Source organism: Spirulina sp. LEGE 11439 (assembly GCF_059821285.1).
In genome coordinates this window covers 1-26,457 of record NZ_JCAMRX010000072.1, presented here as the reverse complement: position 1 = coordinate 26,457, position 26,457 = coordinate 1, and the positions used below count along the sequence as shown (strand labels likewise).

The 26,457-nt window shown below is 43.0% G+C and carries 25 protein-coding genes, 1 tRNA gene and 1 pseudogene; 19 read left to right on the top strand and 8 right to left on the bottom strand.

What is annotated here, in order from left to right; translation table 11 throughout:
- Positions 1-61: 61 nt before the first annotated feature.
- From AC6RV6_RS27625 to AC6RV6_RS27610, 4 genes are read left to right on the top strand one after another with little or no spacing between them, the layout of a single operon-like run.
- On the top strand, positions 62-1,510 hold the full coding sequence (locus AC6RV6_RS27625) for a DUF3375 domain-containing protein (protein WP_500244117.1): 1,449 nt from the start codon (positions 62-64) through the stop codon (positions 1,508-1,510).
- A gap of 15 nt (positions 1,511-1,525) precedes the next feature.
- Positions 1,526-2,104, top strand: a complete 579-nt coding sequence (locus tag AC6RV6_RS27620) for a DUF4194 domain-containing protein (protein ID WP_500244116.1) — start codon at positions 1,526-1,528, stop codon at positions 2,102-2,104.
- Positions 2,105-2,153: 49 nt separating this feature from the next.
- Positions 2,154-5,441 carry an ATP-binding protein gene (locus AC6RV6_RS27615; RefSeq protein ID WP_500244115.1) on the top strand — a complete coding sequence of 1,096 codons (3,288 nt, stop codon included), beginning with the start codon at positions 2,154-2,156 and terminating at the stop codon, positions 5,439-5,441.
- Positions 5,438-6,616: a DUF3322 domain-containing protein gene (locus AC6RV6_RS27610; RefSeq protein WP_500244114.1), complete on the top strand. Its 1,179-nt coding sequence runs from the start codon at positions 5,438-5,440 to the stop codon at positions 6,614-6,616. The genes AC6RV6_RS27615 and AC6RV6_RS27610 overlap by 4 nt, the downstream gene beginning before the upstream one ends.
- Here AC6RV6_RS27610 and AC6RV6_RS27605 read toward each other — a convergent pair.
- Complete coding sequence (locus AC6RV6_RS27605; protein ID WP_500244113.1) at positions 6,613-7,509, bottom strand: NAD(+) kinase; 897 nt, start codon at positions 7,507-7,509, stop codon at positions 6,613-6,615. The genes AC6RV6_RS27610 and AC6RV6_RS27605 overlap by 4 nt on opposite strands.
- A 292-nt stretch (positions 7,510-7,801) precedes the next feature.
- Here AC6RV6_RS27605 and gcvP point away from each other — a divergent pair, with 292 nt between their 5' ends.
- The 3 genes from gcvP (at position 7,802) to AC6RV6_RS27590 (ending at position 12,384) form a co-directional block, all read left to right on the top strand.
- On the top strand, positions 7,802-10,732 hold the full coding sequence (gene gcvP / locus AC6RV6_RS27600; protein WP_500244112.1) for an aminomethyl-transferring glycine dehydrogenase: 2,931 nt from the start codon (positions 7,802-7,804) through the stop codon (positions 10,730-10,732).
- Between the two features lie 186 nt (positions 10,733-10,918).
- On the top strand, positions 10,919-11,386 hold the full coding sequence (locus tag AC6RV6_RS27595; RefSeq protein ID WP_500244111.1) for an NfeD family protein: 468 nt from the start codon (positions 10,919-10,921) through the stop codon (positions 11,384-11,386).
- 2 nt (positions 11,387-11,388) lie between these two features.
- Positions 11,389-12,384, top strand: a complete 996-nt coding sequence (locus AC6RV6_RS27590) for an SPFH domain-containing protein (RefSeq protein ID WP_500244110.1) — start codon at positions 11,389-11,391, stop codon at positions 12,382-12,384.
- Positions 12,385-12,416: 32 nt separating this feature from the next.
- Here AC6RV6_RS27590 and AC6RV6_RS27585 read toward each other — a convergent pair whose 3' ends face one another.
- On the bottom strand, positions 12,417-12,791 hold the full coding sequence (locus AC6RV6_RS27585; protein ID WP_500244109.1) for a Fur family transcriptional regulator: 375 nt from the start codon (positions 12,789-12,791) through the stop codon (positions 12,417-12,419).
- 156 nt (positions 12,792-12,947) lie between these two features.
- On the opposite strand from AC6RV6_RS27585, the gene purS reads away from it, so the two are divergent.
- On the top strand, positions 12,948-13,208 hold the full coding sequence (gene purS, locus AC6RV6_RS27580) for a phosphoribosylformylglycinamidine synthase subunit PurS (protein ID WP_500244108.1): 261 nt from the start codon (positions 12,948-12,950) through the stop codon (positions 13,206-13,208).
- 3 nt (positions 13,209-13,211) lie between these two features.
- Here purS and AC6RV6_RS27575 read toward each other — a convergent pair whose 3' ends face one another.
- The 3 genes from AC6RV6_RS27575 to AC6RV6_RS27565 form a co-directional block, all read right to left on the bottom strand.
- Positions 13,212-13,715, bottom strand: coding sequence for a hypothetical protein (locus AC6RV6_RS27575; protein WP_500244107.1), 504 nt, complete (start codon positions 13,713-13,715; stop codon positions 13,212-13,214).
- 192 nt (positions 13,716-13,907) lie between these two features.
- Positions 13,908-14,165: a hypothetical protein gene (locus AC6RV6_RS27570; RefSeq protein ID WP_500244106.1), complete on the bottom strand. Its 258-nt coding sequence runs from the start codon at positions 14,163-14,165 to the stop codon at positions 13,908-13,910.
- A gap of 52 nt (positions 14,166-14,217) precedes the next feature.
- Positions 14,218-14,976 carry a hypothetical protein gene (locus AC6RV6_RS27565; RefSeq protein ID WP_500244105.1) on the bottom strand — a complete coding sequence of 253 codons (759 nt, stop codon included), beginning with the start codon at positions 14,974-14,976 and terminating at the stop codon, positions 14,218-14,220.
- Between the two features lie 237 nt (positions 14,977-15,213).
- Between AC6RV6_RS27565 and AC6RV6_RS27560 the strand changes: the two are divergent.
- Positions 15,214-15,501 (top strand): annotated as a pseudogene (locus AC6RV6_RS27560) (Uma2 family endonuclease); the annotation flags it as partial.
- A 55-nt stretch (positions 15,502-15,556) separates the two neighbouring features.
- Here AC6RV6_RS27560 and AC6RV6_RS27555 read toward each other — a convergent pair.
- Positions 15,557-15,832 (bottom strand): pentapeptide repeat-containing protein, encoded by a 276-nt coding sequence (locus AC6RV6_RS27555; RefSeq protein ID WP_500244104.1) that lies wholly within the window; start codon positions 15,830-15,832, stop codon positions 15,557-15,559.
- 93 nt (positions 15,833-15,925) lie between these two features.
- On the opposite strand from AC6RV6_RS27555, the gene gltX reads away from it, so the two are divergent.
- The 3 genes from gltX (at position 15,926) to AC6RV6_RS27540 (ending at position 18,787) form a co-directional block, all read left to right on the top strand.
- Positions 15,926-17,377, top strand: a complete 1,452-nt coding sequence (gltX, locus tag AC6RV6_RS27550) for a glutamate--tRNA ligase (RefSeq protein WP_500244103.1) — start codon at positions 15,926-15,928, stop codon at positions 17,375-17,377.
- A complete protein-coding gene (locus AC6RV6_RS27545) occupies positions 17,374-18,078 on the top strand; it encodes a response regulator transcription factor (RefSeq protein ID WP_500244102.1) in 705 nt (234 codons plus the stop codon). The genes gltX and AC6RV6_RS27545 overlap by 4 nt, the downstream gene beginning before the upstream one ends.
- Positions 18,079-18,337: 259 nt before the next feature.
- Positions 18,338-18,787, top strand: a complete 450-nt coding sequence (locus AC6RV6_RS27540; protein ID WP_500244101.1) for a hypothetical protein — start codon at positions 18,338-18,340, stop codon at positions 18,785-18,787.
- Between the two features lie 37 nt (positions 18,788-18,824).
- Here AC6RV6_RS27540 and AC6RV6_RS27535 read toward each other — a convergent pair.
- Positions 18,825-18,897 (bottom strand) — tRNA-Ile (locus AC6RV6_RS27535).
- An 85-nt stretch (positions 18,898-18,982) separates the two neighbouring features.
- Here AC6RV6_RS27535 and AC6RV6_RS27530 point away from each other — a divergent pair.
- The 4 genes from AC6RV6_RS27530 (at position 18,983) to AC6RV6_RS27515 (ending at position 22,803) form a co-directional block, all read left to right on the top strand.
- Positions 18,983-19,672, top strand: coding sequence for a hypothetical protein (locus AC6RV6_RS27530; protein ID WP_500244100.1), 690 nt, complete (start codon positions 18,983-18,985; stop codon positions 19,670-19,672).
- Positions 19,673-19,694: 22 nt separating this feature from the next.
- Complete coding sequence (locus AC6RV6_RS27525; RefSeq protein WP_500244099.1) at positions 19,695-21,128, top strand: hemolysin family protein; 1,434 nt, start codon at positions 19,695-19,697, stop codon at positions 21,126-21,128.
- Between the two features lie 233 nt (positions 21,129-21,361).
- Complete coding sequence (locus AC6RV6_RS27520; protein WP_500244098.1) at positions 21,362-22,333, top strand: DUF4347 domain-containing protein; 972 nt, start codon at positions 21,362-21,364, stop codon at positions 22,331-22,333.
- Between the two features lie 8 nt (positions 22,334-22,341).
- Complete coding sequence (locus AC6RV6_RS27515) at positions 22,342-22,803, top strand: choice-of-anchor Q domain-containing protein (protein WP_500244097.1); 462 nt, start codon at positions 22,342-22,344, stop codon at positions 22,801-22,803.
- A 242-nt stretch (positions 22,804-23,045) separates the two neighbouring features.
- Here the strand turns inward: AC6RV6_RS27515 and AC6RV6_RS27510 are convergent, their stop codons facing one another.
- Positions 23,046-23,897 carry an HlyD family secretion protein gene (locus tag AC6RV6_RS27510; RefSeq protein WP_500244096.1) on the bottom strand — a complete coding sequence of 284 codons (852 nt, stop codon included), beginning with the start codon at positions 23,895-23,897 and terminating at the stop codon, positions 23,046-23,048.
- Positions 23,898-24,055: 158 nt separating this feature from the next.
- Here AC6RV6_RS27510 and AC6RV6_RS27505 point away from each other — a divergent pair, with 158 nt between their 5' ends.
- Genes AC6RV6_RS27505 through AC6RV6_RS27495 form a run of 3 tightly spaced genes read left to right on the top strand, consistent with a single transcriptional unit; the run spans position 24,056 to position 26,407 of the window.
- Entirely contained in the window at positions 24,056-24,451 is a 396-nt protein-coding gene (locus AC6RV6_RS27505) for a hypothetical protein (RefSeq protein ID WP_500244095.1), read from the top strand.
- Positions 24,403-25,980: an Ig domain-containing protein gene (locus tag AC6RV6_RS27500; RefSeq protein WP_500244094.1), complete on the top strand. Its 1,578-nt coding sequence runs from the start codon at positions 24,403-24,405 to the stop codon at positions 25,978-25,980. Before AC6RV6_RS27505 ends, AC6RV6_RS27500 begins: the two co-directional genes overlap by 49 nt.
- A complete protein-coding gene (locus AC6RV6_RS27495) occupies positions 25,964-26,407 on the top strand; it encodes a hypothetical protein (protein ID WP_500244093.1) in 444 nt (147 codons plus the stop codon). The genes AC6RV6_RS27500 and AC6RV6_RS27495 overlap by 17 nt, the downstream gene beginning before the upstream one ends.
- The last annotated feature ends 50 nt before the right edge of the window (positions 26,408-26,457 follow it).

Below are 26,457 nucleotides of genomic sequence, written 5' to 3'. Positions count from 1 at the left end.
TACAAAAGCTCTCGTAGTGTATACGAGAGCTTTTGACTTTTTTATTTGATCTGTATTTGTTGTGAATTACCATCGTATTCGCTCTCAATTAGAAAATTCTGCTATTAAATTACTTAGGAGTAAAAATGTACCTCTGATTTTAAGTTTTTTATACAGACAATTTAAAGAGGCTCATCGGATCGCGATCGCAGAATCAGAATTAGAAGAAAAGTTGGAAGATTATTTAGAATTTCTACGAACATCTAACATTGAAGATTATAAGAGATCGCCCAAAGAATACTTAAAGGAATGGTGTGGTAACAAGTTTCTCAACAAAAAATTTGAAGCAGGAAGCGACGATCCCTTATTTGCTTTAACTGTTGAGACTGAGAAAGCAATTGGTTGGTTGGAAGATTTAGAAGAACGTGAGTTCGTGAGTACTGAGTCCCGATTTTTACAGATTTTTTCGCTTCTCAAAGATATTCGCGATTATAGTACGACAGATGTAGAAACGCGCATTGCTCAACTCAAAAAGGATCGCGATCGCATTCAAGAAGAGATCGAACAAATTCAGCAAAGTGGTGCTATCGAACGATATCATCCTACGCAATTGCAAGAGCGGTTTTTAAATGCCAATGAAATTGCTCGACAACTTATTGCCGATTTCCGACAGGTTGAAGTTAATTTTCGCGAACTTGCACGCACCGTGCAGACTAGTCAAACTCGAGAAAATACGAGCAAAGGAACAATTGTTGAGCGAGTTTTGGATGCTGATGAAGCACTCAAGAAATCCGATCAAGGACGCAGTTTTTATGCTTTTTGGACATTCTTGATATCCGAGAGCAAACAGCAAGAACTGAAATCACTACTCGATGCTGTTTACAGTCTCGACGAGCTAAGCGATATGATACAAAAACAACCTTTACTTCGCCGTATTGAACGCCATTTGATTGATGCTGGAAATCATATTGTGCAATCTAATAATCTCCTTGCAGCACACTTGCGACGGATGCTGGACGATCGCAATTTAAACGAACAGCGTCGTATTGCCGAGTTCATCTCTGATGTGCAGAATCTTGCTTCGCAAATGCAGAATGAATTATCGAACGAACGCAATTTTTTAGAGTTGGAAGGTAAACCAAAACTTAATTTATCAATATCACGTCCGCTTCATCCGTTAGAAGAACTAGAAGAGCCAAGATTTGAATTGTTAGATTTTAGTCAATTCTCAAACTCTGATTCAGAGGAAGAAAGGGAGGAATTCTACAATCAGTTTTATTTAGATGAAAGCAGATTGGAGCGTAATATTGCTCAATCTCTGGAGTATCAGTCTCAAATCACCTTATCGCAATTGCTTGAACTTTATCCCGCACAGCAAGGTTTATCGGAAATTGTTGCTTATTTATCGATCGCCACCAAATTCGAGCCGCATCAAATTAATGATGCGATCGTGGAGTCAATTGTTATTTCTAGTCTAGAGCCAGAAAAGCAGTTCCATTTAACCCTCCCACAAGTTATATTTAAACGATAGCTCGCTCATTTAATTGTGGAATCTCAAAATATTCCTACTTACGCACCTGTTGTTCTGAAACTCTTGCAAGGCCCTATTTATAACGACGATTCTCACTGGGAACGACTGCAAAGCTATTTGACTCCGATTAAAGAGTATTTTGGTAAAATCGGTCTAGAGGTTCGCAATTACGAATCAGATGGGTTTGCTTATCTCGAACAGCCTCCTCCAGATCCTGAAGATAAAGCAAAACCATTACCGCGATTAACCATTCGCCATCGTTTGAGCTATAAAGTGACAATACTATGCGTCTTACTGAGAGAAAAGTTGCGACAGCATGATGCAAGTCCTGAAACATCTCGTTTGGTTCTCAGTATTGAACAAATTCGCGATTTTTTGCTACCATATCTTCCAGAACATAATAACGAGGAACAGTTTCGTCGAGAAATCAGAGAGCTAGTTAAGCAAGCAATCGATCTTGGCTTTTTGAAACAGCTATCAGGAGAAGAGGAAAACTACGAGGTACGGCGAATTCTTAAAGCCAAGATCGACGCAGAAACTCTTTCTCACTTGAAAGAAAAACTGGAGAATTATGCAAAGCCCTCTTCTATTTAATCAGAATGACTCTGCTGATGGCAATCGCCCTGTCAGTCAAGGCTTTCGCTTGCAACGATTGGAAGTACTCAATTGGGGGACGTTTGATAAAAAGCCGTGGATACTGGAATTCAATGGCGAGACTTCTCTACTGACGGGAGCAAATGGTTCCGGAAAATCAACTTTAGTTGATGGTGTATTAACACTCCTAGTTCCTAATCGAAAGCGAAATTATAACCAAGCGTCGAGTAGCACAGGAAAGAGAGAAAGAAGTGAAAAATCTTATGTTCAAGGTGTTTATAGTCGATTTCGTGAAGAAGATTCCTACAGTCATAAAGATAAACTGTTAAGGAAAAAAGACTCATACTCCGTGCTTTTGGCGTATTTTCTTGATTTGCAAACTCAACAAAAAATAACGCTAGCTCAAGTATTTTGGATGTCACAAAATGGCTTAGAAAAGTTTTACACTATTGCAGAGCAAGACCTATCAATTGAACCACATTTTACTGGATTTACGAATATTCGCGATTTAAAAAGACGACTTAAGATTAGTCAAGTTGAATGCTTTGGAGAATTTGTAAAATATAGTAAGCGTTTTCGTAAACTTTTGGGTTTTCAATCTGAAAAGGCACTCGATCTTTTTAATCAAACTGTTAGTATTAAGGAAATTGGCGGTCTTAATAACTTCGTGCGAAAGCATATGTTGGAAATGTCAGACGTTCGGAAAAAAATTGAGGAATTACAAGAAAATTATGAGAATTTAATGGTTTCTCATGAAGAAATTGCAAAAGCTCAAAAACAGCTAGAGCATCTGATCCCTTTGGAGGAAGATGCAAAAAACTGGAATCAAGTCAAAAAAGATATTAAAAATTATAAAAATTTGTTAGATATTGCTCCGGCTTATTTTGCCCGAGAGAAGAAAGATTTGCTGATTAAAGAACTAAAAGCAATAGATCAGAACTTGACTCAGATAAAAGAACAAGAAACAGAAATAGAAAAAAGTTTGGAAAATCTAGATCGCCAAAAAATTGATTTAAGCAATGCTATTAATCAAGATAATGCTGGACGACGCTTGGAGAGTATTAAGCAGGAACTTAAAAATAAAAAAAACAGCCTAGACGAACGGAAGAATAAAGCATTTCGGTACAATAGTATTGCTGAAAAATTAAATTTACCACAATATGAAAATCGCGATATATTTTATAAAGTAAGAGAACAAGGCGAATTACTGCAAAGCGAGATCGAAGAGACATTAAAGAACCTAACAGATAAATTAGACGAACAGAAACGCCAACGGAACGACTTGCAAAAACAATGCAAACCTTTAGAAAGCGAGTTAGATTCTCTGCGAAAACGAAAAAGTCAAATTCCTAAAAGAAATTTAGAAATTCGCGATCGCATCGCCCGAGAATTAAACTTACAGGAAGCTGATTTACCTTTTGTGGGAGAATTGCTGCAAGTGAGATCGGAATACCAAGAGTGGACAGGGGTGATCGAACGCTTATTGCATAGTTTTGGTTTATCCGTTCTCGTCTTGGAGCAACATTATCATCAAGTTAGTCGCTATGTCGATCGGATTCATCTGGGCGGTCGTTTTGTCTACTATTCGATAAAATCAATTGCAGTCAATCCCATACAACGTTCTTTTGATTCTCAGCGAGTTCCACCTCGTTTGGAAATCAAACGAGATCGATCGGAGTTTTATCATTGGTTACAAGACCAATTACGTAAAAAATTTAATTACGTCTGTTGCGAAACAATAGAGCAATTTCAACACGAGACTTATGCAATTACCGAAGCCGGTTCGATCAAGAGTGGAGAACGTCATGAGAAAGATGATAGTAAGCAAATTGGCGATCGTCGTCAATATATTTTAGGGTGGAATAATTTTGATAAAATCAAGGCATTGGAAGAGGAACTGGCTATATTGCAAAATAAATTAAATATCGTTATAAGAAAAATTAGCCATTTGGAGCAGGAATCCAAGACTTCTCAAAAACGGAACTCAGACTTACAAATTTTCATGGGTTTTGAGAATTTTACAGAGATTGATTGGAATTCAGTACAATTAGAAATTCAAAATCTAAAGCAGCAACAAGAAGAACTTACAGAAAGTGCTAAACATCTTGAGAAAATGAGACTTCAACTTGAAGAAGTACAAACAAAAATACATAATCTCGATCGTGAAAGAGGTACTTTACAGCGTGAAATAGGGCGCTTAGAGGATCGTCAGAAAATAAATATAGAGAGAGGGGAAAAATGTGAGGAACAACTTCAAAATATGAGTTTGGAAGAAATAGAGAAATTTGCCATCGCGATGAATCCAACGCTGAGGCGATATAATCTGGATTTGAAGACGATTGATGAAAATGAAAGAAAAATTTACGATCGCTTGCAAGAAAAAAAGGAAACACACAAAAGTAAACGTAATTCCGTACAAAGCAGTATTCTTTCAAGGATATTAAATTTTAGAAATGCTTTTACCGAAGTTGTTTTAGAATTAGATAATGGTCTGGAGGCATTGGATGAATATCTAGAGTTAAAAGAAAAAATTGAGCAGGAAGACTTACCTCGTCATCAAAAACGTTTTAAAGAATTATTGAATGAAAAAATAATTAATGCGATCGCTTTTTTTAAACGAGATTTAGAAAAACAAAAAGAAGATATTGAACACAGTATTAATGAATTGAACTTATCGTTGCAAAAGATAGACTATACAGATTCTACTTATATTCAGCTTCAATATAATCCTCCCATCGATCGCGATATTCGTGATTTTCAAAAATATTTAAAACAATATTTAGGAAATGTTAGCCTTCAAAGCGCCGAAGATAATGAAGTAAGGTTTCAGGATATTCAAAAACTTTTGATCGATCGCTTCAAAACGGAAGAACGTTGGACAAAAAAAGTCATAGATGTACGAAATTGGTTGGATTTTTCAGTCAGTGAAAAGTATCGTTCTGATGATGTCGAAAAAGAGCATCATACCGATTCTTCAGGAAAATCAGGAGGACAAAAAGTAAAGCTAGCCTACACAATTTTAGCATCAGCGATCGCCTATCAGTTTGGTTTATATCAAGAAAATATACGAGCAAAATCTTTCCGATTTGTCGTCATAGATGAAGCATTTAGTAAATCGGACGATCATAATTCTCGTTATGCAATGGAATTGTTTAAAAATTTAGATTTGCAACTTTTGGTAATTACTCCACTAGATAAAATCAATGTTATTGAACCTTATCTTTCAAGCATACATTTTGTTTCTAATACATTAGAAGGAAACTATTCTAGTCTTAGGTCAATAACTGTTGAGAAATATCGAGATAAACGGCAATTATATCTTAATAAAAAATCATGATTACACCCTCAGAAATTCATGAAAAAGCAAAACGCAATTATTCTAAGTTTCTCTCTGCTTATATTCGAGATGAAGAGTTTTTTCCGCAAAAATTTTCTGTTGGGAAAATACCCAAAGATTATCTTAAATTGAAAAATGCAGTAATCCAGTTACTTAACCAATCGCAAGAAAATTTAGGATATGGTTATGAAGTTGAGTTAAAAACTCGTAAAACTCGTAAAAATGGAGAACAATCATTACCCAGTCGAATTGTTATTACTAATTCTACAGACTATCTAAAGTTTCTCGGGAAACAACAAGAATTTACTCAATTTCAAAAATTGGTTGAGATGACTCGCGATCGCATTCCTCAGCTAGAATCTTGGTTAGAAAAAGATCCTGTGCGTGCGATCGAATATGCTTCGGTATGGGAAGATTTACTGAAAGTGTGTTGTTATTTTCAAAACAATCCTCAACCTAATCTCTATATTCGCGAGTTACCTATTCCGGTTCATACTAAATTTATAGAAAAATATTCATCAATATTACGTCGGCTTTTGGAGGTAATTTTACCTGAAGAAATAATTCAAACATCAGAATCTAAATTTGAACGAAGATTTAATCTGTGTTACGACGAACTTTTAATTCGTTTTCGAGTATTAGATGCTTCTTTGCAGAAACGGTATAATTTGCCAGCAACCGATATTAGCATACCTCTTTCTCAGTTTTCTCAACTTGATTTGCAGTCTTCGTTATTTATTATTGTTGAGAATAAAATGACATTTTTGACATTGCCACAGATACCAAATAGTTTTGGACTTTTTGGACAAGGTAAAGCGGTGAATGTACTGTCTCAAGTTAAATGGTTACAAAATTGTCCTATCATTTACTGGGGAGATTTGGATTTTGAAGGATTAGAAATGCTTTCGCAAGTTAGAGGAATTTTCCCACAAACGCGATCGCTGATGATGAATGCAGAAACTTTAAACAATTTTCGAGATTATCGAGGAGATAAATCAATTCAAAATCCTCGAAATTTACCTAATTTAACAATAGAAGAACAAGAAGCATTAGACATTATTATCCAAGAACAAATTTGGTTAGAACAGGAACATATTGGTCACAAATATGCTGTCACAAAATTGCAGATCGATCTCCTTCATACTAAAGATAGTATTAAAGTCGAGGGATGCTAAATTCTCGTTCCTGCCCATTGCAACTTTTCTCGTAGAGTTTGATAAAACGAGTGTTTTTCGCGCAAAATGATGAACTTAGCATAACAATCAGCCATGCGGATGCAAATGCGCTGTTCTGGACTGATAGAAGTCGCTAAAACCCCGTCCATCCAGAGTTTTGTCGTGAGCTCCGAATCCTCGGACTGCCAAATATTAACGATCGCTCTTGGGGGCAAAACAATAGGACGAATGGATAAACTCAGGGGACAGATGGGAGTAACTGCGAGTGCTTCCATGCCTGCATGCAGGATAGGACCGTTAGCCGAAGCGTTATAACAAGTAGAACCTGTGGGAGTAGAAACGATTAAACCATCCCCATGATAGCGATCGACAATTTCCCCGTCTACTTCCATCTCTAACAAACAGGTGGGCATTCGATCTACGCTGGCAGGTTTAATGCCCATTTCATTCAAACAGAGAAAGCGATCGCTAACAATTTCTGGATTAATGCGATCGCCCTGCCAAAGATAACTTTGTAACATCATGCGTCTTTGTACGGCATAGCGATCGCCCAATAAACGATGCCAAATGCGATCGGTGTCTGCAAATTCTTCAAAAGGCTCCGTCAGAAAGCCCAAATGCCCTCCTACATTCACAGCAAGGATGGGAACACCCTTCGGGGCGAGGTGACGTGCTGCGGCTAAAGCCGTCCCGTCTCCTCCCAAAACGAGAGCGAGATTGATGGGTTGCATGGCAGAAGCGAGAAAGACAGGATAGGGATTATCGTTAATGCCACTCGGTCCGATGAGAACTTTACACTGAAATTGTTCGAGTTCCTTGGCGCATTTTTCTGCCCAGTGTTTGCTCTCAATATTATTCGCTTTATAAACAATGAGGACTTGTTGCAGTTGCATAACGAGAAGAGGAGGAGTTCAAGGATGCAAATCAACAATAGCGGTACTTTTGACAATCTGAAGCGATTTTTGCGAAATATTCCGTTTTTACGATTGTCATGCTTTTGCACGGCTTCGGTAATTTTCAGTATTTTCTCGGATGAGACCGGGAAAAACTCCTCGAAAATTGCGATCGCAACCCCTGCAATTCTTCTCTTGTTAATTTCTCTTCAGAATAATTTGCTAAAACATGATAAGAGATTATCTAAACTCCTGAGAATCCTCCTTTTTGAGCTAACTCATTAAATCTAGAATGCAAAATCCTGAAACAACCGCCAAAACGACGTTACTCCTCGGTAGTCCCCTACAAATTTCTACAACGGATCGAGACAATGGTATCAATGGTTTTTCTCAACGTCACATCGGAATCCATGAAAAAGATGCAGAGCAGATGCTAAAGTCTCTCGGCTATGCAAGTTTAGATGAATTAATTTATAATACTATTCCTAATAATATTCGCCTCAAACAGCCCCTTAATTTACCCAATGCAAAAACGGAATATGCTGCCTTAGCTCAACTCAAAGAAATTGCCTCTAAAAATAAAGTTAATCGTTCCTATATCGGCATGGGTTACTATGACTGTATTACCCCGCCCCCCATTCAGCGCAATATTTTAGAAAATCCCGGTTGGTATACGGCTTATACTCCTTATCAAGCAGAAATTGCTCAAGGACGTTTGGAAGCCTTATTAAACTTTCAAACCATGATTATCGAACTCACCGGGATGGAAATTGCTAATGCTTCTCTGTTAGATGAAAGTACCGCCGCCGCCGAAGCCATGACCATGAGTTATGGACTGTGTAAAAATAAATCTAATACTTTTTTTGTTGCCGATACTTGCCATCCTCAAACGATTGAAGTTATCCTTACTCGCGCCCAGCCGCTTGATATTAAAATCATCGTGGGAAATCACGAGCTTTTTGATTTTAAAACCCCTATTTTTGGGGCCTTATTGCAGTATCCAGCAACTAATGGGGCGATTTTTGATTATCGTTCTTTTATCGCTAAAGTTCAAGAAATAGGAGGTTTGGTCACCGTTGCCGCCGATCCCCTCAGTTTAACGCTTCTCACCCCTCCAGGTGAATTGGGTGCAGATATTGCCGTGGGCAGTACTCAGCGCTTTGGCGTACCGTTGGGATATGGAGGACCTCATGCGGCTTATTTCGCGACGAAGGAAAAGTATAAACGGCAAATTCCGGGGCGACTGGTGGGAATTTCTCGGGATAGTAACGGTAAACCTGCCTTACGTTTGGCCTTGCAAACTCGAGAACAGCACATTCGTCGAGACAAAGCAACCAGTAATATTTGTACCGCCCAAGTTTTACTTGCGGTCATTGCTTCGATGTATGCGGTTTATCACGGTGCTGAAGGATTGAAAGCGATCGCGCAACACATTCGCAAACTCACTCTCCTCCTTGCTGCCGGACTGCGACGTTTGAATTACAGCATCGATCGCGTTCCCATTTTTGATACAGTTTGTGCGGGAGTGGGTAAAGAAGGGGTAAAAGCTCTCGTTAAAGTTGCTGAAGAGCGGGGCATTAATTTACGCTTGTTAGAACCGGGACGAGTCTGTATTTCACTTGATGAAACGACCTGCCAAGAAGATGTTATTGAACTTTGGCATCTTTTTTGTAACCGTGAGAAATTGCCTTTTACTCTGGAAGAATTAGAACAAGAACTTCATCTCGACTATCCCGAACCTTTCGCCCGAGAAAGCGAATATTTGCGCGATCGCGTCTTCAACAGTTACCGATCGGAAACGGAACTCCTGCGCTATTTGAAACGTTTGGAAAGCAAAGATCTCTCTCTGACAACATCGATGATTCCTCTCGGCTCTTGTACAATGAAACTTAATGCGGCAGCAGAAATGTTCCCGGTAACATGGCCGGAGTTTGGTAAACTTCATCCTTTTGCACCCTTATCCCAAACTCGAGGCTATCAGGTTTTATTCGAGCAATTGGCAACATGGTTGGCAGAAATTACGGGATTTGCCAGAGTATCCTTGCAACCCAATGCCGGATCTCAAGGAGAATATGCGGGGTTGCAGGTCATTCGCAAGTATCACGAACATCGAGGAGAAGGACATCGTAAAATTTGCTTGATCCCCGAGTCTGCTCACGGTACAAACCCTGCCAGTGCAGTAATGTGCGGTATGAAAGTCGTGGCAGTCAAATGTGACAAGCAAGGAGATATTGATATTGCGGATTTAACAACCAAAGCCGAAAAACATGCAGCTAACCTTGCGTCATTGATGGTAACTTATCCTTCCACTCATGGCGTTTTTGAGGAAGGTATTGTCGAAATTTGCGCGATCGTTCATCAAAATGGCGGTCAAGTTTATCTAGATGGGGCGAATATGAATGCCCAAGTCGGTTTGTGCCGTCCGGGAGACTATGGCGCAGATGTTTGTCACTTAAATCTACACAAAACCTTCTGCATTCCACATGGTGGCGGCGGTCCCGGAGTCGGTCCCATTGGTGTTGCCCCTCACCTCGTCTCTTTCCTACCCGGTCATGGTGTCATCGAATTGGGAGGAGAGAATAGCATCGGGGCGATCGCGGCAGCACCTTGGGGAAGTGCGAGTATTTTGGTTATTTCATGGATGTATATCGCTATGATGGGAGAAGAGGGACTCACTCAATCTAGTAAGGCAGCAATTCTCAATGCTAACTATATCGCTCAACGTTTAGATGGTTCGTACCCTATTCTCTACAAAGGTAAATCTGGATTGGTAGCTCACGAATGTATCATCGATTTGCGACCTTTGAAAAAACGAGCCGAGATTGAAGTGGATGATGTTGCCAAACGCTTGATGGATTATGGGTTTCATGCCCCTACCATGTCTTGGCCGGTTATTGGCACGATGATGGTAGAACCGACAGAAAGCGAGTCTTTGCAGGAGTTAGATCGTTTCTGCGAGGCCATGCTTGCTATTCGCAGGGAAGCGGCAGCTATTGAAGAAGGAAAAATGGATGCTCTGGATAATCCCTTGAAAAATGCACCCCATACGGCAGAATCCTTATTGTGTGGTGATTGGGATCGTCCTTATTCTCGAGAAGAGGCGGCTTATCCTGCTCCTTGGACGAAAGAACATAAATACTGGGTTGCCGTGGGACGTATCGATAATGCTTTTGGCGATCGCAATTTGGTTTGTTCTTGCGTCGGAATGGAAGCATATCAATAAACAATGTTTCCCGATCGGTCTATCGAGAAGTCTCAGTCGATTTTTGCTGGGACATTCTCAAGTTTTCAACGTTATTTTAAGTGTTCGGGAAACTTGGGAATAAGTTCGTTAAGATTGGATCGTCAAGGAAATAAGGTTGATTGACAAAATTTGAATTAACAAAATTTGAATTAACAAAATTTAACCTTGTTTCGCCTCGCTGCTCTCAAGGGCATCATCATGCTTAATGCCACCTTCCTTTGGCTCGTTGCGGGTGTAATTCTCTGTTTGATGGAATTGCTCTTTCCCACGGCTTTTACCGAGTTTATGATGGGGATATCAGCCTTTTTAATTGCGTTGATTTCGCTAGTGCTGCCCCATTCTGGCTTGCAAATTGCTTTATGGATGATTTGTTCGACATCACTGGTTCTTCTCTCTCGACGGGTTTTTACCCCCAAGCGCAAAGGCATTACTCTTGAAAGCAAAACAGACGGAGAAACCCTTACGGAAATTCCTGCTGGAAGGACGGGACGAATTCTCTATGAAGGGAATTCGTGGCGAGGGAAATGCAGTAACGAAGGACTCGCGATCGCATCGGGGCAAAAAGTGTATATTGTCGGACGAGAAGGGAATACTCTCATCGTCCTCCCACAATCTTTACTCGAAGGAGAATAAAAATGGGACAGTTTTTCCTCTTAATTGTTTTAGCGTTTGGCGGTTCTGCGCTTTTGGGATCGGTCAGAATTGTCAATGAAAAAAATGAGGCATTGGTTGAAAGTTTGGGGAGTTACAAGAAAAAACTCACCCCCGGTTTAAATTTTGTCGTTCCGTTTATTGACAAAGTTGTTTATCAGGCAACCATTAGAGAAAAAGTGTTGGACATTCCTCCCCAATCTTGTATTACCAAAGATAATGTTGCTATCAGTGCCGATGCTGTTGTCTACTGGAAAATCATGGACATGGAACGTGCTTATTATCGCGTTGAAAATCTGCCAATGGCAATGGAAAATTTAGTGTTAACCCAAATTCGTTCGGAAATGGGGAAACTCGAATTGGATCAAACTTTTACGGCCAGAACGGAGGTTAATGAAACGCTATTGCGAGAACTTGATATTGCGACAGATCCTTGGGGTGTGAAAGTAACGCGGGTAGAACTTCGCAACATTACCCCATCCAAAGCCGTTCAAGATTCTATGGAATTGCAAATGTCCGCAGAACGAAAAAAACGGGCGGCAATTTTGACTTCTGAAGGGGAAAGAGATGCGGCAATTAATGAGTCGAAAGGGAAAGCAGAAGCGCAGGTTTTAGAAGCAGAAGCGTCTAAAACTGCTGCGGTTTTAAATGCTGAAGCCCAACAACAAGCGACGATTTTAAAAGCGAAAGCTGATGCGGAACAAGAAGTTCTCAAGGCACAAGCAACGGCACGTGCTTTAGACATTATTGCTGCAAAAATCAAAGCCGATCCCCATGCTCAAGAAACTTTACAATTTCTCCTAGCACAAAACTATTTAGATATGGGTAAAACCATTGGCAGTAGCGACAGCAGCAAAGTGATGTTTATGGATCCTCGCAGTATGGTTTCAACGCTAGAAGGAGTTCGGTCTGTCATTGGCAATAATGTCGGAAGTTTGGATTTTGAGTTGGAAAAATTCGATCGCCATTCTGCAGACTAGAGTTTTTAGTAGGGACGTAGAATGCTACGTTCCTACTGACAGCGATCGCACAGTCCGAAAAATTCCAGCGTGTGATAGTAAACTTTAAATTGATGAGATTTTTGTAATTGGGTTTCAAGTTGCGTCACGGGACATTCTTTGATAGGAATAGAACGATCGCAATTGAGACAGGTCAGATAGTGGCGATCGCGTTGAACGAGATTATAGAGAGATTCGCCATTCCCCAAGGTTCGCACCCGCACGACTCCTTCTAACTTTAAGGCTTCTAAGCCGCGATACACTGTGGCCAGTCCGATATTATGTTGCTTATTTCGCAGTTCCACATACAAATCTTGTGCTGAAATCGGACGATTTAAGAGTTTGAGAAGATTGAAGATTTTCTCTTGGGAACGAGTGCGAGTTTTCATGAATAATCTGGCGATCGCGCTTAAAATCGAGCATTCTACCAATTCGCAATTTGGTAAACTTTTGCTTTCGGTAACACTCTTATCATATACTAACTTTTCAGGGTTTTAGGAATTCTAACCCGATCGCAAATAATCAACAACCAATAACCCATTAAAATGCAATTTCAAGCTAAAATTTATGTTACTTTGCGGTCTTCCGTTCTCGATCCCGCAGGAGTCGCCGTCCAATCAGGATTAAAACAATTAGGATATGAAACCGTCGAAGGGGTTAGAATTGGCAAGTATATTGAGTTAAGTCTCGCGGCTGAAAATGAAGCCGATGCTCGAGAACAACTCGATCGAATGTGCGATCGCCTCCTCGCTAACCCTGTTATTGAAAATTATCGCTTTGAGTTACAAGCATTAGCGATCGCCTAAACTTTATTCCTTGTTCGTTGAAGAAATAGATTGTTTGGCGAGGCTGCGTTGACGTAATAAATGAGCCACAGAATTTGCTTCACGTCTTGCTTCGAGTTGTGCTGAAAAAAGAGCGACGCGATGAGAAGATAACACTAAAACACCATTCTCCTTTTGACGAATGCGTGGAATTTGCACTTCTCCATAACTACAAATGCGCTCGGGAAACCAATGATGTTCTAAGTTTTTGCGAAAATAAACGCTACCGCGATCGACGCGATCGCCGATTTCTTTCAATTCCGCGATCGCCATTTCTAATTCTGTCGATAACTGCTCGATCCGTAGGGCTTGTGCCTCTAATTGTTGCAGGTTAAGGGTAAATGTTTCTGAGTCCAATCGATCGGGTTTTGCGATCGCATTTCTGGGAGGCTTGGGAATCGGAAAAGGCGAACATTCTTGGGTTTTGCGATTTCCACCTGGAAGACAGACCAAATGTTTATTTTGAGGTGTTTTTGGCGATCGAGTCATAATAGCAATAAATTGAGAATGAGGTCTTGAATGGTATAAAAATACTTTAGTATAATTGTATGTTTTGGTCAAGTATTTTTGCAAAAAATGGGAGAATAAATTTGCAGGCTTCGATCGCGATCGAGGCCTGCAAATTCAATCAATATTCAGCAAATCGGGAAAACAAAACCCCGATCGCCTTTTACTCGATCGCTACTCAAAATCGCGATCGATACTCCCTTCAAAAACAGGTTCAACGCGAATGGCCGCAACATTACTCGGACGAATGACCATATATTCTCCTTGTCCGCTTTTAATGGGTACGCTGATAAAATCTGTTGCATTTGCTTTAGGCATAAGTTCGCCGCTATACCATTTCTGAAACTCTTGAATGGTTGTGAAGCGGACTTCTTCACGATGGCCTGAAGTCAGCATAATAAATACTGCATAGGAATCCGGTTTTCTCGGCATAGAAATTGCTCCTTATTCTGGCACGCTCTTCCAAATCTAAGATGAATTGATATTAGAGGTTAAATCGCTGTAAAAGCGCCTCTAGTAAAAGAGGAAGCGTTTGACGTACTTCCTCAGCCGTTTTGCATGATAACTGTTGATGGTTGGTTAGGTCAAAGGGAGATTGTCCGGAGAAGCGTTCCATTTGCACGAGGAGAATTTGCCCCTGACGCTTGCTGTGGAGGGCGTAACCGAGTTCGACACAAACACTGGAACTGAGGAGAAGTTGAGGTTTATCGTCTCCTGTTGTCGTCGCGATCGCCGTCCCGTCAGCGATGAAGAGGAGGCTCTTGCGTATTTGCCTTAGTTGTCCGCTACTGAGGCGCAGAGGGGCATTTTGAGAGCGCACAGAAAGTTCTAGACTGAGGGGAATGCGAGCGGTTTTATTGATTTTTGCGATCGCAGCTTCTAAAACCTCGCGAAAGAGTTCGCTAGAATCTTTGTACTCTTGTTGATAACTGAAGAAAATTTTCGGTTCGAGAAAAGCGTTTAATTCTTGTTTAGTGAGATAAATTTCGTGAGATTTGAGATCCAGATTGGCGATCGCATAACCGCCACTCCCTTCAATATAAAATTCGATGGTTTCCCCTTCAAGATAACGCGCAAACCATGTCGAGGCGGCGATATCTTCTGTTTCATCCAAAATATCTGCCCGTAACCCCGACTTTAGCAAGCTGCTGCGACTCAAGCGCAGATCGTGAGGACGTTTGATAATTTCCCGAATGGGTTCGTATTGTTCGATGTACCAAGCCTTGAGGGCGACGATCGCCATATTTTCACCTCTCTCTTTATCTCAAACATCCGTACTAAAGGTTCTTAATCATACCACTGACACTGGAGAAAGTTGGGAGAGATTTAGAAAATTTCTAGGATTGTGCAAAATTCGGTTTTCTGGGCAGATTTTTGGATTCTAGGGGCGATCGCGCTTTGAGGAAGAACTACAAAGACACTAAAGATTTCCTTTGGAGAAATGCGATCGCGCTAATCTGAAAGACAGTAGAATAGTGGTAATCGTTACATCAAGCGCTATCCTAAGTTAATTGTTGAGGTTCTCTCTCCTTCAACGGCAGCTTTCGATCGCGGTGTAAAGTTTGCCGATTACCAAAATATCGCCAGTTTAGAAGAATATGTTCTCATCGACCAAGCGCAAATGCAAGTTGAGTGTCGCCGTCGCATTAATACAACTTAGGAAACGACAATTTATCGCGCGGGAAATATCGTTCAATTGACCAGTATTGAGTTAGAATTTGCGATCGTGGAACTCTATCGGGGGGTGAGTTGGGTGGAAGAAAGATAGGCGATCGCATGACTTGAGAAACAGAAAAAGGATTTGTTATAGCCGTTACCTGTTTTTAATAATTCTCTAGCGAGCAAAATCCCGATAGTGTGGCCAACAACCAAGAAATAACCAATAAAATAACAACCCATCGTTTTTGCAATCCTGCTTTTACCCCTCGAAACTTCGCCCCCGTTAAATTCGTCCTGCTAAAATTCGTTCCTCGAATATCCGCCTCGCTAAAATCTGCGCCAGACAGGTCTTTTCCTTTAAAAGAAAGCCCTCGCAGGTTCATTCGCTGAAAATTGCGATCGCCTGCTGCATAGCGCCGCAAAACCTCACTTGCTCTCATCTCGCTTCCCGAAACGATTTCCCTCTCAATTTAACCGAGAAGGATTGGTAAAGTATAATCAAAGATTGCAAAACAAGAATTGAGGGTAACAGCGTGACAGTCAGAGTTCGGATCGCCCCGAGTCCCACGGGAAATTTACATATCGGTACGGCTAGAACTGCCGTATTTAACTGGTTATACGCCCGCCATCATGGGGGTAAATTTATCATTCGCGTCGAAGACACCGATACCGAGCGATCGCGGGACGAGTACACCGATAATATCCTCAAAGGCTTGGAATGGCTCGGTATGAACTGGGATGAGGGACCCTTTTTCCAATCCCAACGCCTCGATCTGTATCGCCAAGCGGTGCAAACTCTATTGGATAAAAATTTAGCTTATCGTTGTTACTGTACCCCGGAAGAATTAAACCAAATGCGAGAGGCGCAAAAAGCGAGCAAGGAAGCCCCTCGTTATGATAACCGCCATCGCAATTTAACCTCAGAACAACGGGAAGAGTACGAAAAAGAAGGGCGAAAACCCGTTATTCGCTTCATTATCGACGACGATCGCCAAATTGTTTGGGATGATAAAATCCGAGGGAAAATGGTCTGGAAAGGCAGCGATCTGGGGGGAGATATGGTCATTGCACGGACTCCAGAAGGCGACGAACCTTTTGGACAGCCCCTCTATAATTTAGCTGTGGTGGTAGACGATGCGGACATGAAAATCACTCACGTTATTCGAGGAGAAGATCACATCGCCAACACCGCCAAACAAATCTTACTTTACGAAGCCTTGGGGGTCGAAAAACCAGAATTTGCCCACTCTCCCTTGATTTTGAATCAAGAAGGGCGCAAACTCTCAAAACGAGACGGCGTAACTTCTGTTGATGATTTTAAAGATAAGGGATTTGTCCCGGAAGCAATGGCCAATTATATGATGTTATTGGGATGGACGGCACCCGATTCAACCCAAGAAATTTTTACCCTCGAAGAAGCGGCCAAACTCTTCACACTGGATCGGGTTAATAAAGCGGGGGCAAAATTCGATTGGGATAAATTAGATTGGCTTAATAGCCAATATCTCCACAATATGCCCCCGGAAAAATTGCTGCCTTTGTTAATTCCCTATTGGCAAAAAGTAGGCTACGAATTCGAGCCTGAAAGCGATCGCGAATGGTTGCTAGAATTAACTGAAATTGTCTCTCATAGTTTAACTCGCCTATCCGATTGTGTTGCAGAAAGCCGCCTTTTATTTGGCGATTCTATTACCTTCGATGAAAAAGGCAAGGCACAAATTGCACAAGAAGGAGTCAAGGATATTTTTGCGGCAATTTTGAGTGCGATCGCAGACTATCCCGAAATGACCCCAGAAGATGCGAAAGCGATTATCAAACAAGTCACGAAAGAGAAAAAAGTCAAGAAAGGTTTCGTCATGAAATCTCTCAGAGCCGGATTAACAGGAGAATTACAAGGACCCGATCTCATTCAATCATGGGTACTTCTCCACCGTCGCGGCTGGGATAAAACCCGTTTACAATTATCAATGAGCAATGAACCATGAACAATGAGGGAAGAGGGAATAATCAACAACCCACACGAATTTTAGTGGTTGAAGATGAGGCTAAACTCGCCCAATTCATCGAGTTAGAACTCAAATATGAAGGTTATGAGGTTACTGTCGCGAATGATGGGTTATCGGGCTTATCCACGGCACGAGAATCAAGTCCCGATCTGATTATCCTCGATTGGATGTTGCCCGGAATTTCGGGGGTCGAAATTTGTCAGCGCTTGCGGAGTACGGGGGATAAAGTCCCCGTTATTTTGTTGACTGCTAAAGATGAGATCGGCGATCGCGTTAAAGGGTTGGATGCTGGGGCAGATGATTATATCGTCAAGCCTTTCAGTATTGAAGAGCTTCTCGCTAGAGTGCGGGCGGCTTTACGTCGCACCCAAGAACAAGAAACTAATGTGTTGCAATTTTCGGACTTAAAGCTCAATCGCAGTAGTCGAGAGGTTTTTCGCGGTAGCCGACGCATTGAATTGACGGCCAAAGAATTCGATCTCTTGGAATATTTACTCGCTCACCCGCGCCAAGTTCTCACAAGAGACCAGATTCTTGAACGGGTTTGGGGTTATGACTTTATGGGAGACTCAAATATTATTGAGGTTTATGTTCGTTATTTACGTCTAAAACTCGAAGCCGAAAACGAAACGCGCCTCATTCAAACCGTGCGAGGAGTCGGTTACGTGGTGCGAGAATAATTGGCTTTTAGGTAAGAGGAGGGACAAAGCGCGAAAAAACAACTAAACCGACAATGAAGGCGATCGCGACAAAGAGAATCCAAACGATCCAGATAGTGGAAAGATTTTTGGTATTCATAAAGCGGACGGGGAAAATAAAGTAATTCTAGGATAGCGCGATCGCCTAATTTAATACGGAGATCGGAGCAACCCGAACAAATCCTACGTTAAAATAAACGCAAAATCCTGTTAACCGTTCATTTTTCCGCCACTGCTCATCATGTCAATTCATCTAAAATCCTTGGGGATTGTCGCCTCGATCGCGGCGGTTTCCAGCACGATCGCCCTCACCCTCCCAACCCCTGTTGCGATCGCTCAAGCGGTCAATTCCGAACCGATTCCTTTTAAAACCATTCCCGATGCTTTTAACGAAGCCTTTACCCATCGCACCCAAGATGCCTTCTCGACAGTATTTACCACAGGACGGCAAATTGATTGGCTCTTTGGCATTGCTGGGTTTTCCGAAATTGAAGTGACTCGAGACAGCCAACTCGCCCACGAACTTTATGTCGATACTTGGTGGCAACAACTTTGGAGTGGTCCGATGATTCGCACCCCGGATATGCCCAATCCTTTTAATTCCAGCACCCTCAGCAACCCCAGTTATTTACGCCCCAGTCAGCCCATCCCCGGTAGCGAATTTGGTTTTGAACGCTTTCCTCTCCGTTAAGTCGCTCTTTCGAGAGTTACAGGGTGAATTGCTAAAATCCAGGGTGCAGGAGTTGAACCTGCCTGGGGCGAATTATGAGTTCGCTGCCTAAACCGCTCGGCCAACCCTGGTGAAATCGCATACCATTATAGTGCTTCTCTTCCCGAAGTGGAAAGACTCAATTATCATTATCGATTGATAGTCGATCGTTGTGAAATGAAAATCAATTCAACAGTAGCCCTGACCCTTGCCTTACTTTCATTGATGTCGATTGCCGGAACTGCCAGCGCGTTTTGGGGCTATTCCCTCGGTCGCGAAGCCCTAAAGGGGGTCACGCAGCCCGATATCAGCCCGACCAAAAATCTAGCAGATAAGACCTCGACAACAACGGATAAAGAGTTAAAAATTTTACTCACTGAAGAGGAACTTCTCAAACAAGCAGAAGATATTATTAATGGGAAAGTCATTCCCGAACCCGTTGCCGACCTAGGAGAAGAAGAAGAGGCTGGCAAGGCAGAGGCAGAAGCAGCGATCGCAGAATCTGTACCCGAGTTAGAAGAAATTTTGCCCATCAAAGGCAGCGATCGCGGTGTAACGTTAGCGATCGTCGATGCCAAACAAGAAGGCGGTTCTTTAGTCTTAAATGTCGATCTCAAAAACGAGAGCCAAGATTCCGTGCGCTTTTTATACAGCTTCTTAGATGTGCGAGACGACCAAGGACGCGCCCTCAGCGCCATTACCGACGGTTTGCCGGGGGAATTGCCCAGCAATGGCAAAAACTTCTCGGGAACGATTAAAATTCCCACCGCTTTATTAGAAGATGCGAAGAAATTATCCTTAACTCTCACAGATTACCCCGATCGCGAATTAGAGTTGAATTTAGCAGACATTCCAATCGCTCGCTAAACCATGAGGAAAAATTAATTCATTGGGAATCGCAGTGGAGGAAGCGGCGAGCATTCTAAGGCATGATCTCTGGCTGAAATTATTATCAGTCCTGCTGTTGATTGTCATTAATGCCTTTTTTGTGACGGCAGAGTTTTCGATGGTGGCAGTCCGGCGATCGCGCATCAATCAACTCGTCGAAGAGGGAGATGTTCCCGCCAGGACAGTACAAGCCCTACAGCGACAAATCGAACGCCTGCTCTCGACCACGCAAATTGGCATTACCCTTTCCAGTTTAGCCTTGGGGTGGATTAGCGAAAGCAATGCGTCTCTCCTCGTCCGGGGGACTTTGCGTCGCTTACCCTTTCCCGATAGCGCCGCCTTTGCGATCGCTCACTCCCTCGCAGCCCCGATCGCTTTTTTTGGGGTGGCGTATTTACAAATCGTTTTAGGAGAATTATGCCCCAAATCCCTTGCCCTACGGTATTCCGAACGCTTGGCTCGACTGCTGGGTCCGCCGAGTTGGGCGATCGCTCGCATTTTTAACCCTTTTATTCTCATTCTCAATCATTCGACGCGGTTTTTATTGCGATTGGTGGGGGTGCAGTATTTGGGTCAGGGTTGGTATACTCGCGTCACTCCAGAAGAGTTGCAGTTAATTATTACCACGGAACGAGAATCCATCGGTTTAGAGGCCGAAGAGCGAGAATTATTGAAAAATGTATTTGAGTTTGGTGAAGTGCGGGTGCGAGAGGTGATGGTGCCGCGTACCAGTATCATTGCACTCAACCAAAATGCGACGTTTGCTGACCTTTTAAAGCAAGTGATAGAGACCGGACATTCTCGCTATCCCATTAAGGGGGAATCTTTAGATGATATTGTCGGCATTCTTGATTTTAAGAGCCTGTCCGTTCCTCTTGCCGAAGGTTGCTTGCATCGAGAAACTGCGATCGCACCGTGGCTCGAAACGCCGCATTTTATCCCAGAAACCAACCTGTTAGGAGATCTGTTGCCATTAATGCAGCGATCGCAATTGGAAATGGCGATCGTCTTAGATGAGTTTGGTGGCACGGCAGGCATGATCACCCTCAAAGATGTCGTTGCCGAAATTATCGGGGAGGAATCCGAGGCGCACAACGGAGAAGATGTTCTTTATGAAATCCTCAGCGATCGCCAATGTTTAGTGCAAGCCCAGATGGATTTAGAAGAAGTGAATGAAGTCTTGGGCTTTGAGTTTCCTTTGAGTGAGGAATATAATACTTTGAGCGGATTTCTGCTTTATCATTTCCAAAAAATCCCCGTTCAAGGGGAAATGTTAACTTATGAAAATATAGATTTAACCATTGTGTCTGTGGATGGTCCTCGCTTAGATCGCATTCGTATCGATCGCCAGAGAGACATCTCCGATCCCGAATTTGCTGATTATCGGGAGACTTGGAATAATGAAGCGATCGGGTTTGAGGAGGAAGACTTGTAATGATTTGCCCATGTTATTTCAGGGATCGGTTATCAGTGGTGAGTCATAATTCAGCATGAGGTTCGTTTTTGGTCATGGAAGCGAGATCCATTTGCTCTAATATTCAACAAATTTAACGATCTGTTGAAAAAAATGTCAATCATGCAGACAGCATTCGCATCGACGAAAACGGTAATGTTGTCCTTGGAGACTCCCAAGAAATAGAAGAAGGAGATACTGTTGTTACTGGGACGGTGAAAGCCGAAGATGTTACCTTTATGGCAGCCGGAAGAGCTATCAGCACAGCACCGGAATTAGTAGAAGGAAACACAACAGTCGTCAGGTTTCCCGAAGCAGGAAGAACAAACATCCTCAACGTTATCGACTCCCGAGCCGACAACGCCGAAGACCTGTTATATGGAGCAGAAGCAGGAACGATATCGAGTATTATCGAGCGGGAAGAAGGAGGAATCGCAGCAATAACCGGGAAATTAGCAGAAATAGACAGAGAATTAGACGGCATCGCCATAACAGCAGAAGGGCATGAAGGGAACTTCTGGTTGGGAGAAGATTGGGTCACAGATGAGAATGTCAACAACTATGCAGGACAGTTAGCAACATGGGCAAAATCCCTCAAAGACGGAGCAGATATATTGTTATACAGTTGCTTTGCAGCCTTGGGAGAAGCAGGAGAAGGGTTAATTGGCGATATTGCCGAGTTAACAGGGGCAGATGTAGCAGCATCGACGAACGCAACGGGAAGTGAAAATTATGGTGGAGATTGGGGATTAGAATATGCAACTGGGAGTATAGAAGTTGGAACGCCATTTACAAGGGAGACTCTGGGAAGTTGGGATGGGAAGTTAGCAACGTTGACGGTGATGAGTTTGAATGACTCGGGTGCGGGGACATTGAGGAATCAAATCGCAGCCGCCGGAGCCGGAGATACGATTAATTTTGGTACATCGGGAACAATTTTGTTGAACTCAGCAATCAGTTGGTCAACGAATAATTTAACGATCGATGGAAATGGTGAGAGTAATACGATTATGGAACAGGAAAGATTTACAATAGCATCATTGCCCAGAATCAAGCCCGCACGGGAGCAGATTTATCCGGCACGTTCAACACTATCGATTCTAGTCTTATCCAAAATATTTCTGGCGCTACTCTTACCAATGGTAATAGTCTCAAACACCCCGATAACGGCAATATCACCGGAGTAGACCCTCGATTGCTCCCTCTCGCCGATAATGGCGGTCCGACCCAAACTCATGCCCTCTCATCCGATAGTCCCGCTATCAACGCCGGAAATAATAGTCTTATCGGGAGTTTAACAACGGATCAACGAGGAGACGGATTTCCCCGTATTTCCGATGGTCATGTGGATATAGGAGCATTTGAATTCCAATTCCCTTCTTCCAATCCCTCCTCCTCCACTGCGATAAAGGCATCCTCAGACCGACACCAAGAATTCGAGTCGCGAGGGCCGACAATAAGCCATATCAACGCCAATATTAATGAAGAGATATTCCCAGTACAGGGATGCGTAGTGATTCCAGATGATGAGAACCAAGAGCGTCAAAGAGATCGCACTTCTCCAGAGGAAGATGAGGAAGTGCGATCGCAAGAGGAAATTGAGAATGCTTCTCTTGACTACGACAGCGATTGCAGTATTGAGGATAGAGAAGAATGAGTCGATCGCCAAGGCGGGGAAATCTCCGTCGCATTCAAATTCAATAGAATAAACATTATCAGAATAAAAATTGAAGCAAGAGCATCCCAGTTGAATAGCCAACGAAGCTAACCTAGCCGTCAATCCGGGAGAAAGCCTGTGGTTAGTGGGGTAAAGCGGGGATACGTGTAAAATTGAACGGGCTGTAAAGTTTTGTAACAAATGCAGTACAACATTTGTACAAATTGACAACTGAAATCCCCTCAAGAATACTTCCTCACCTTAAAAAGATTGAGAAATTCGCGACGAACGCGCTCGGCAAGGGAAATGGTATAAGGAGACTCCAACTGCTTTTGCACCGGCAACTGAGACAAGGTAAACGTCTTAGAGGCTTCGTATTCCTGTCGCGATACCGCACTCAAACGAGAAAGGCGAGTCAACTCATCCTGCCGCGTCTCTAACTCATCGCGTAACTGTCGTTTGGCCGTCTCCATCTTAGCGCGATGCTCTCCAAGAAGAGACTCGATCGCATCGACTTCCCGATACAGCGCATCGATCTGTTCTTGAGAATAAACTCCCTCTTTGACCAAAGACTCGTGACGAGCAACTGAAACCTTCATCTTCTGCAAACGACTGTGCAAAGATTGCAACTGAAACTCGTAGACGCGAATGTGGTCGGGAGGAATCCCTGCATCCATGCGATGAACTTCTCCTTGCAACTTCTGTACCCGCAAGCGCGATCGCCCTTCGACGGCTTGGGCTTGTTCCCAACGAGATCGCACTGCCAGTATTTGTTGTTGAGCGTAATGGAGTTCGGCATTACTCTGCAATAAACTCAACTCAGTATCTTCAATTTTCTCCTCTAAAGATTCGCTTTCAATCAAGGCTAAAGGTTGACCTTCCCTCACGTTTTGATTGGGCAAGACCAAGACTTGGCGAATCGTACCGGGAACATCCATATGAACCACACGGCGAGCATTGGGGTTGGTTTCCAGCCAAGCCTCTGCTCGCACGGAAGGGCGAACGCGGATCTGGGAAATTCCCCCTAAAGTGACAAGAATGGCAACAGCGATCCAATACCCGTTGGCGGTGCTTGACCAAACAATAAGAATCACTGGTATTGGTATAAGCGGCAGCAAGTAAGCACATAAACAACAAGCCTGCATCTTGCACGATCCCTCTGTAGTGTTTCAACGTTAAAGCGTGAGCCAAGGATCGGGATTAAACAAGGGAACTTTAAAAAAATAGTAACTGTAAGGGTATAAATTTCTTCTTGGGAGGCTTCGCAGGTGTTGTTCCTTCTAACATTCCCGTTGCTGTAAACGACCATACCACTCGTACTCTCAAGGGTCAAACCGTCAATCTCGAACTCAATGGCAGTTTCTCAGAAACGACGTTACCCGATGGCGAGCGCCTGTTCTATGGGGAAGATATTCCGACAGTAGTAGACCATTCAACGCGAGTCCCTCTGACCCATTCCGAGAGCGCAAGGGCAGCCTTTTTGGCGAATTTGACAGGTTGGGCAACGGCGGATTTGGAAAATTATGCCGAAGGCGATATTCTCAACTCTCTCGTTTTTACCGCCTCCGATGGTACGCAGAGGAGATTATTCTGCGGGAGTTGCGGGATGGTGAGGAACAGTTTACGGATATCTGGGAGACGACTCTGACGATTCCCGATGAGCCTTCGGAGTTGACGTTTGACTTGAGTTCTCTGGATTTTGACTTGACGAACCCGAATGGGATTAATGATGCCTTTGAAGCGATTTTGGTGGATGCTGAGGGTAATTCTTTGGTGCATACCATTGGAGAAGGACGACAGGCATTTTTCAATTTCACGGAAGAATCTAATCCTGAATTAGCAGAGGGAGTGACATTTGATGGGCAAACCGTGACGGTGAATCTGTCTTTTATTCCTGCAGGAACCGAAGCAACTTTACAATTGTGTTTGGTTAATAATGATGGGGATACAACGGGAGAAGCTCGCATCCGGAATGTGGAGGTTTTATCCAGAACCGAGGCAGGGGTAGAACCGACGGTGATTCCCGACGTTCCTTTTCAAGGGGATGGGGATATTGATGTTGAATCCCTTTTTGATATTTCTGATAGCGTTGCCCTCCAACACGGTCAAACTTCGTTTAATGATGCCACAGAAACCCTTTATACCGATGTTTGGCTAGAAAATATCGGGGATTATGTTGTAGATAGTCCCTTGCTGGTGACAGTGACGACGGACGATCCTTCGGTGCAACTTCGAGATTTTGATGGGGTAACGGATGAGGGGATTCCTTATTATGATTTCACGGGGTTGATTTCTGGGGAAACGTTAGGAGAAGGAGAAGAAACGGGAAGTCGCCCCATTGCGTTTTACGTGCCGTCAGGAGAGCCGTTCGAGTATGAGATTACGGTTTTAGGAGGAGTTAATCAAGCACTGGAGTTTGTGAGAGAGCCGGATACGGAAGCGGTTGTCGGACAATTCTATGAGATGCCGTTGGTGGCGGTTGATGAAGATGGAGATAACCTCACTTATAAAATAGTGGAAGCACCGGAAGGAATGGATTTGGTGGTGGATGCGAATACGGGGGCGGTAATGTTACAGTGGTCGCCGATCGCGTTGCAAGAGGGCAATCATGGGGTCAAGGTGGAGGTTGACGACGGGCGTGGGGGTACGGATGAGTTGGCGTTTGTTTTGGCTGCGGTTACTCCACAGCCGAATCGTCCGCCGTTGATTCGTTCGACTCCGGTGGTGGATGCGAATGTGAATGCGGAGTATGTCTATCAGGTGGTGGCAGATGACCCAGATGGGGATAGTTTGAGTTATGTTTTAAGTGCGTCGGATGAAGCGGATGGACTGGCGATCGACTCTGAGGGCAAGATTACTTGGGCAAATCCGATAGGGGAACAGGTAGGATTGCATGAGGTGATTGTTACGGTTGATGACGGGAATGGGGGTGAAGTGGAGCAGCGCTATACGATTCGAGTACAGCCGGAAGATGGCAATCGCGATCCGGTTATCGTCAGCGACCCTATTACTCGCATTTCTCGTGTTGAAAATCCCGGTGGTAAAATTGTTATTACTCACGATCCGGGGATTTTCAGTTCTCAAGCCTTTAGAACTTTCATACTACGATGCCATTTTCCTGCATGGATGGGAGATAGGTATACAACAGGCCAATCAAGCAATGTGGGATTACATTGATGCTGGTGGGACAATTTATCTATCCGCTCCTCGTAACCTGTCTTACTACGATCGTGCAGACAAACTATGGAATAATTTCCTTGAACCTTATGGATTGGCTTACGATCCCGATGTTGAAGGAAGTTATCCCAATCCAACTCTAGAAGCTCGTCCCGTTAATAGTTCGCATCCCCTCTTTGATGGTGTTGAGGAAATTTATTATGAGACAGGTAGTAAGGTTCTCGATCCCAATCCAGACGATCCAGCCGGAAGAATTATTGCGACAGCAGAAGATGGAGGAGGTTTGTTTGCAATTTATGATCCTGCAAACTACGAATATCATTATGAAGTTCAAGCAGTCGATCCAGATAGTGACAATTTAACTTATTCTTTGGTTAATGCTCCCGATAGTATGACAATTGATCCACAAAAAGGAGACATTCAATAGACCTCTCCAGTATTAAAACATTTGGCCAGTCTAGCTTACAGGTCTTAATC

Bases quoted from the DNA above. Each gene is read 5' to 3' on its own strand.
- AC6RV6_RS27540 (WP_500244101.1), top strand. From the start codon at position 18,338: ATGTCAATTCATCTAAAATCCTTGGGGATTGTCGCCTCGATCGCGGCG.
- AC6RV6_RS27495 (WP_500244093.1), top strand. From the start codon at position 25,964: ATGTGGGATTACATTGATGCTGGTGGGACAATTTATCTATCCGCTCCT.
- AC6RV6_RS27575 (WP_500244107.1), bottom strand. From the start codon at position 13,715: ATGACTCGATCGCCAAAAACACCTCAAAATAAACATTTGGTCTGTCTT.
- purS (WP_500244108.1), top strand. From the start codon at position 12,948: ATGCAATTTCAAGCTAAAATTTATGTTACTTTGCGGTCTTCCGTTCTC.
- AC6RV6_RS27610 (WP_500244114.1), top strand. From the start codon at position 5,438: ATGATTACACCCTCAGAAATTCATGAAAAAGCAAAACGCAATTATTCT.
- AC6RV6_RS27590 (WP_500244110.1), top strand. From the start codon at position 11,389: ATGGGACAGTTTTTCCTCTTAATTGTTTTAGCGTTTGGCGGTTCTGCG.
- AC6RV6_RS27605 (WP_500244113.1), bottom strand. From the start codon at position 7,509: ATGCAACTGCAACAAGTCCTCATTGTTTATAAAGCGAATAATATTGAG.
- AC6RV6_RS27545 (WP_500244102.1), top strand. From the start codon at position 17,374: ATGAACAATGAGGGAAGAGGGAATAATCAACAACCCACACGAATTTTA.
- gcvP (WP_500244112.1), top strand. From the start codon at position 7,802: ATGCAAAATCCTGAAACAACCGCCAAAACGACGTTACTCCTCGGTAGT.
- AC6RV6_RS27555 (WP_500244104.1), bottom strand. From the start codon at position 15,832: ATGAGAGCAAGTGAGGTTTTGCGGCGCTATGCAGCAGGCGATCGCAAT.
- AC6RV6_RS27565 (WP_500244105.1), bottom strand. From the start codon at position 14,976: ATGGCGATCGTCGCCCTCAAGGCTTGGTACATCGAACAATACGAACCC.
- AC6RV6_RS27530 (WP_500244100.1), top strand. From the start codon at position 18,983: ATGAAAATCAATTCAACAGTAGCCCTGACCCTTGCCTTACTTTCATTG.
- AC6RV6_RS27585 (WP_500244109.1), bottom strand. From the start codon at position 12,791: ATGAAAACTCGCACTCGTTCCCAAGAGAAAATCTTCAATCTTCTCAAA.
- AC6RV6_RS27570 (WP_500244106.1), bottom strand. From the start codon at position 14,165: ATGCCGAGAAAACCGGATTCCTATGCAGTATTTATTATGCTGACTTCA.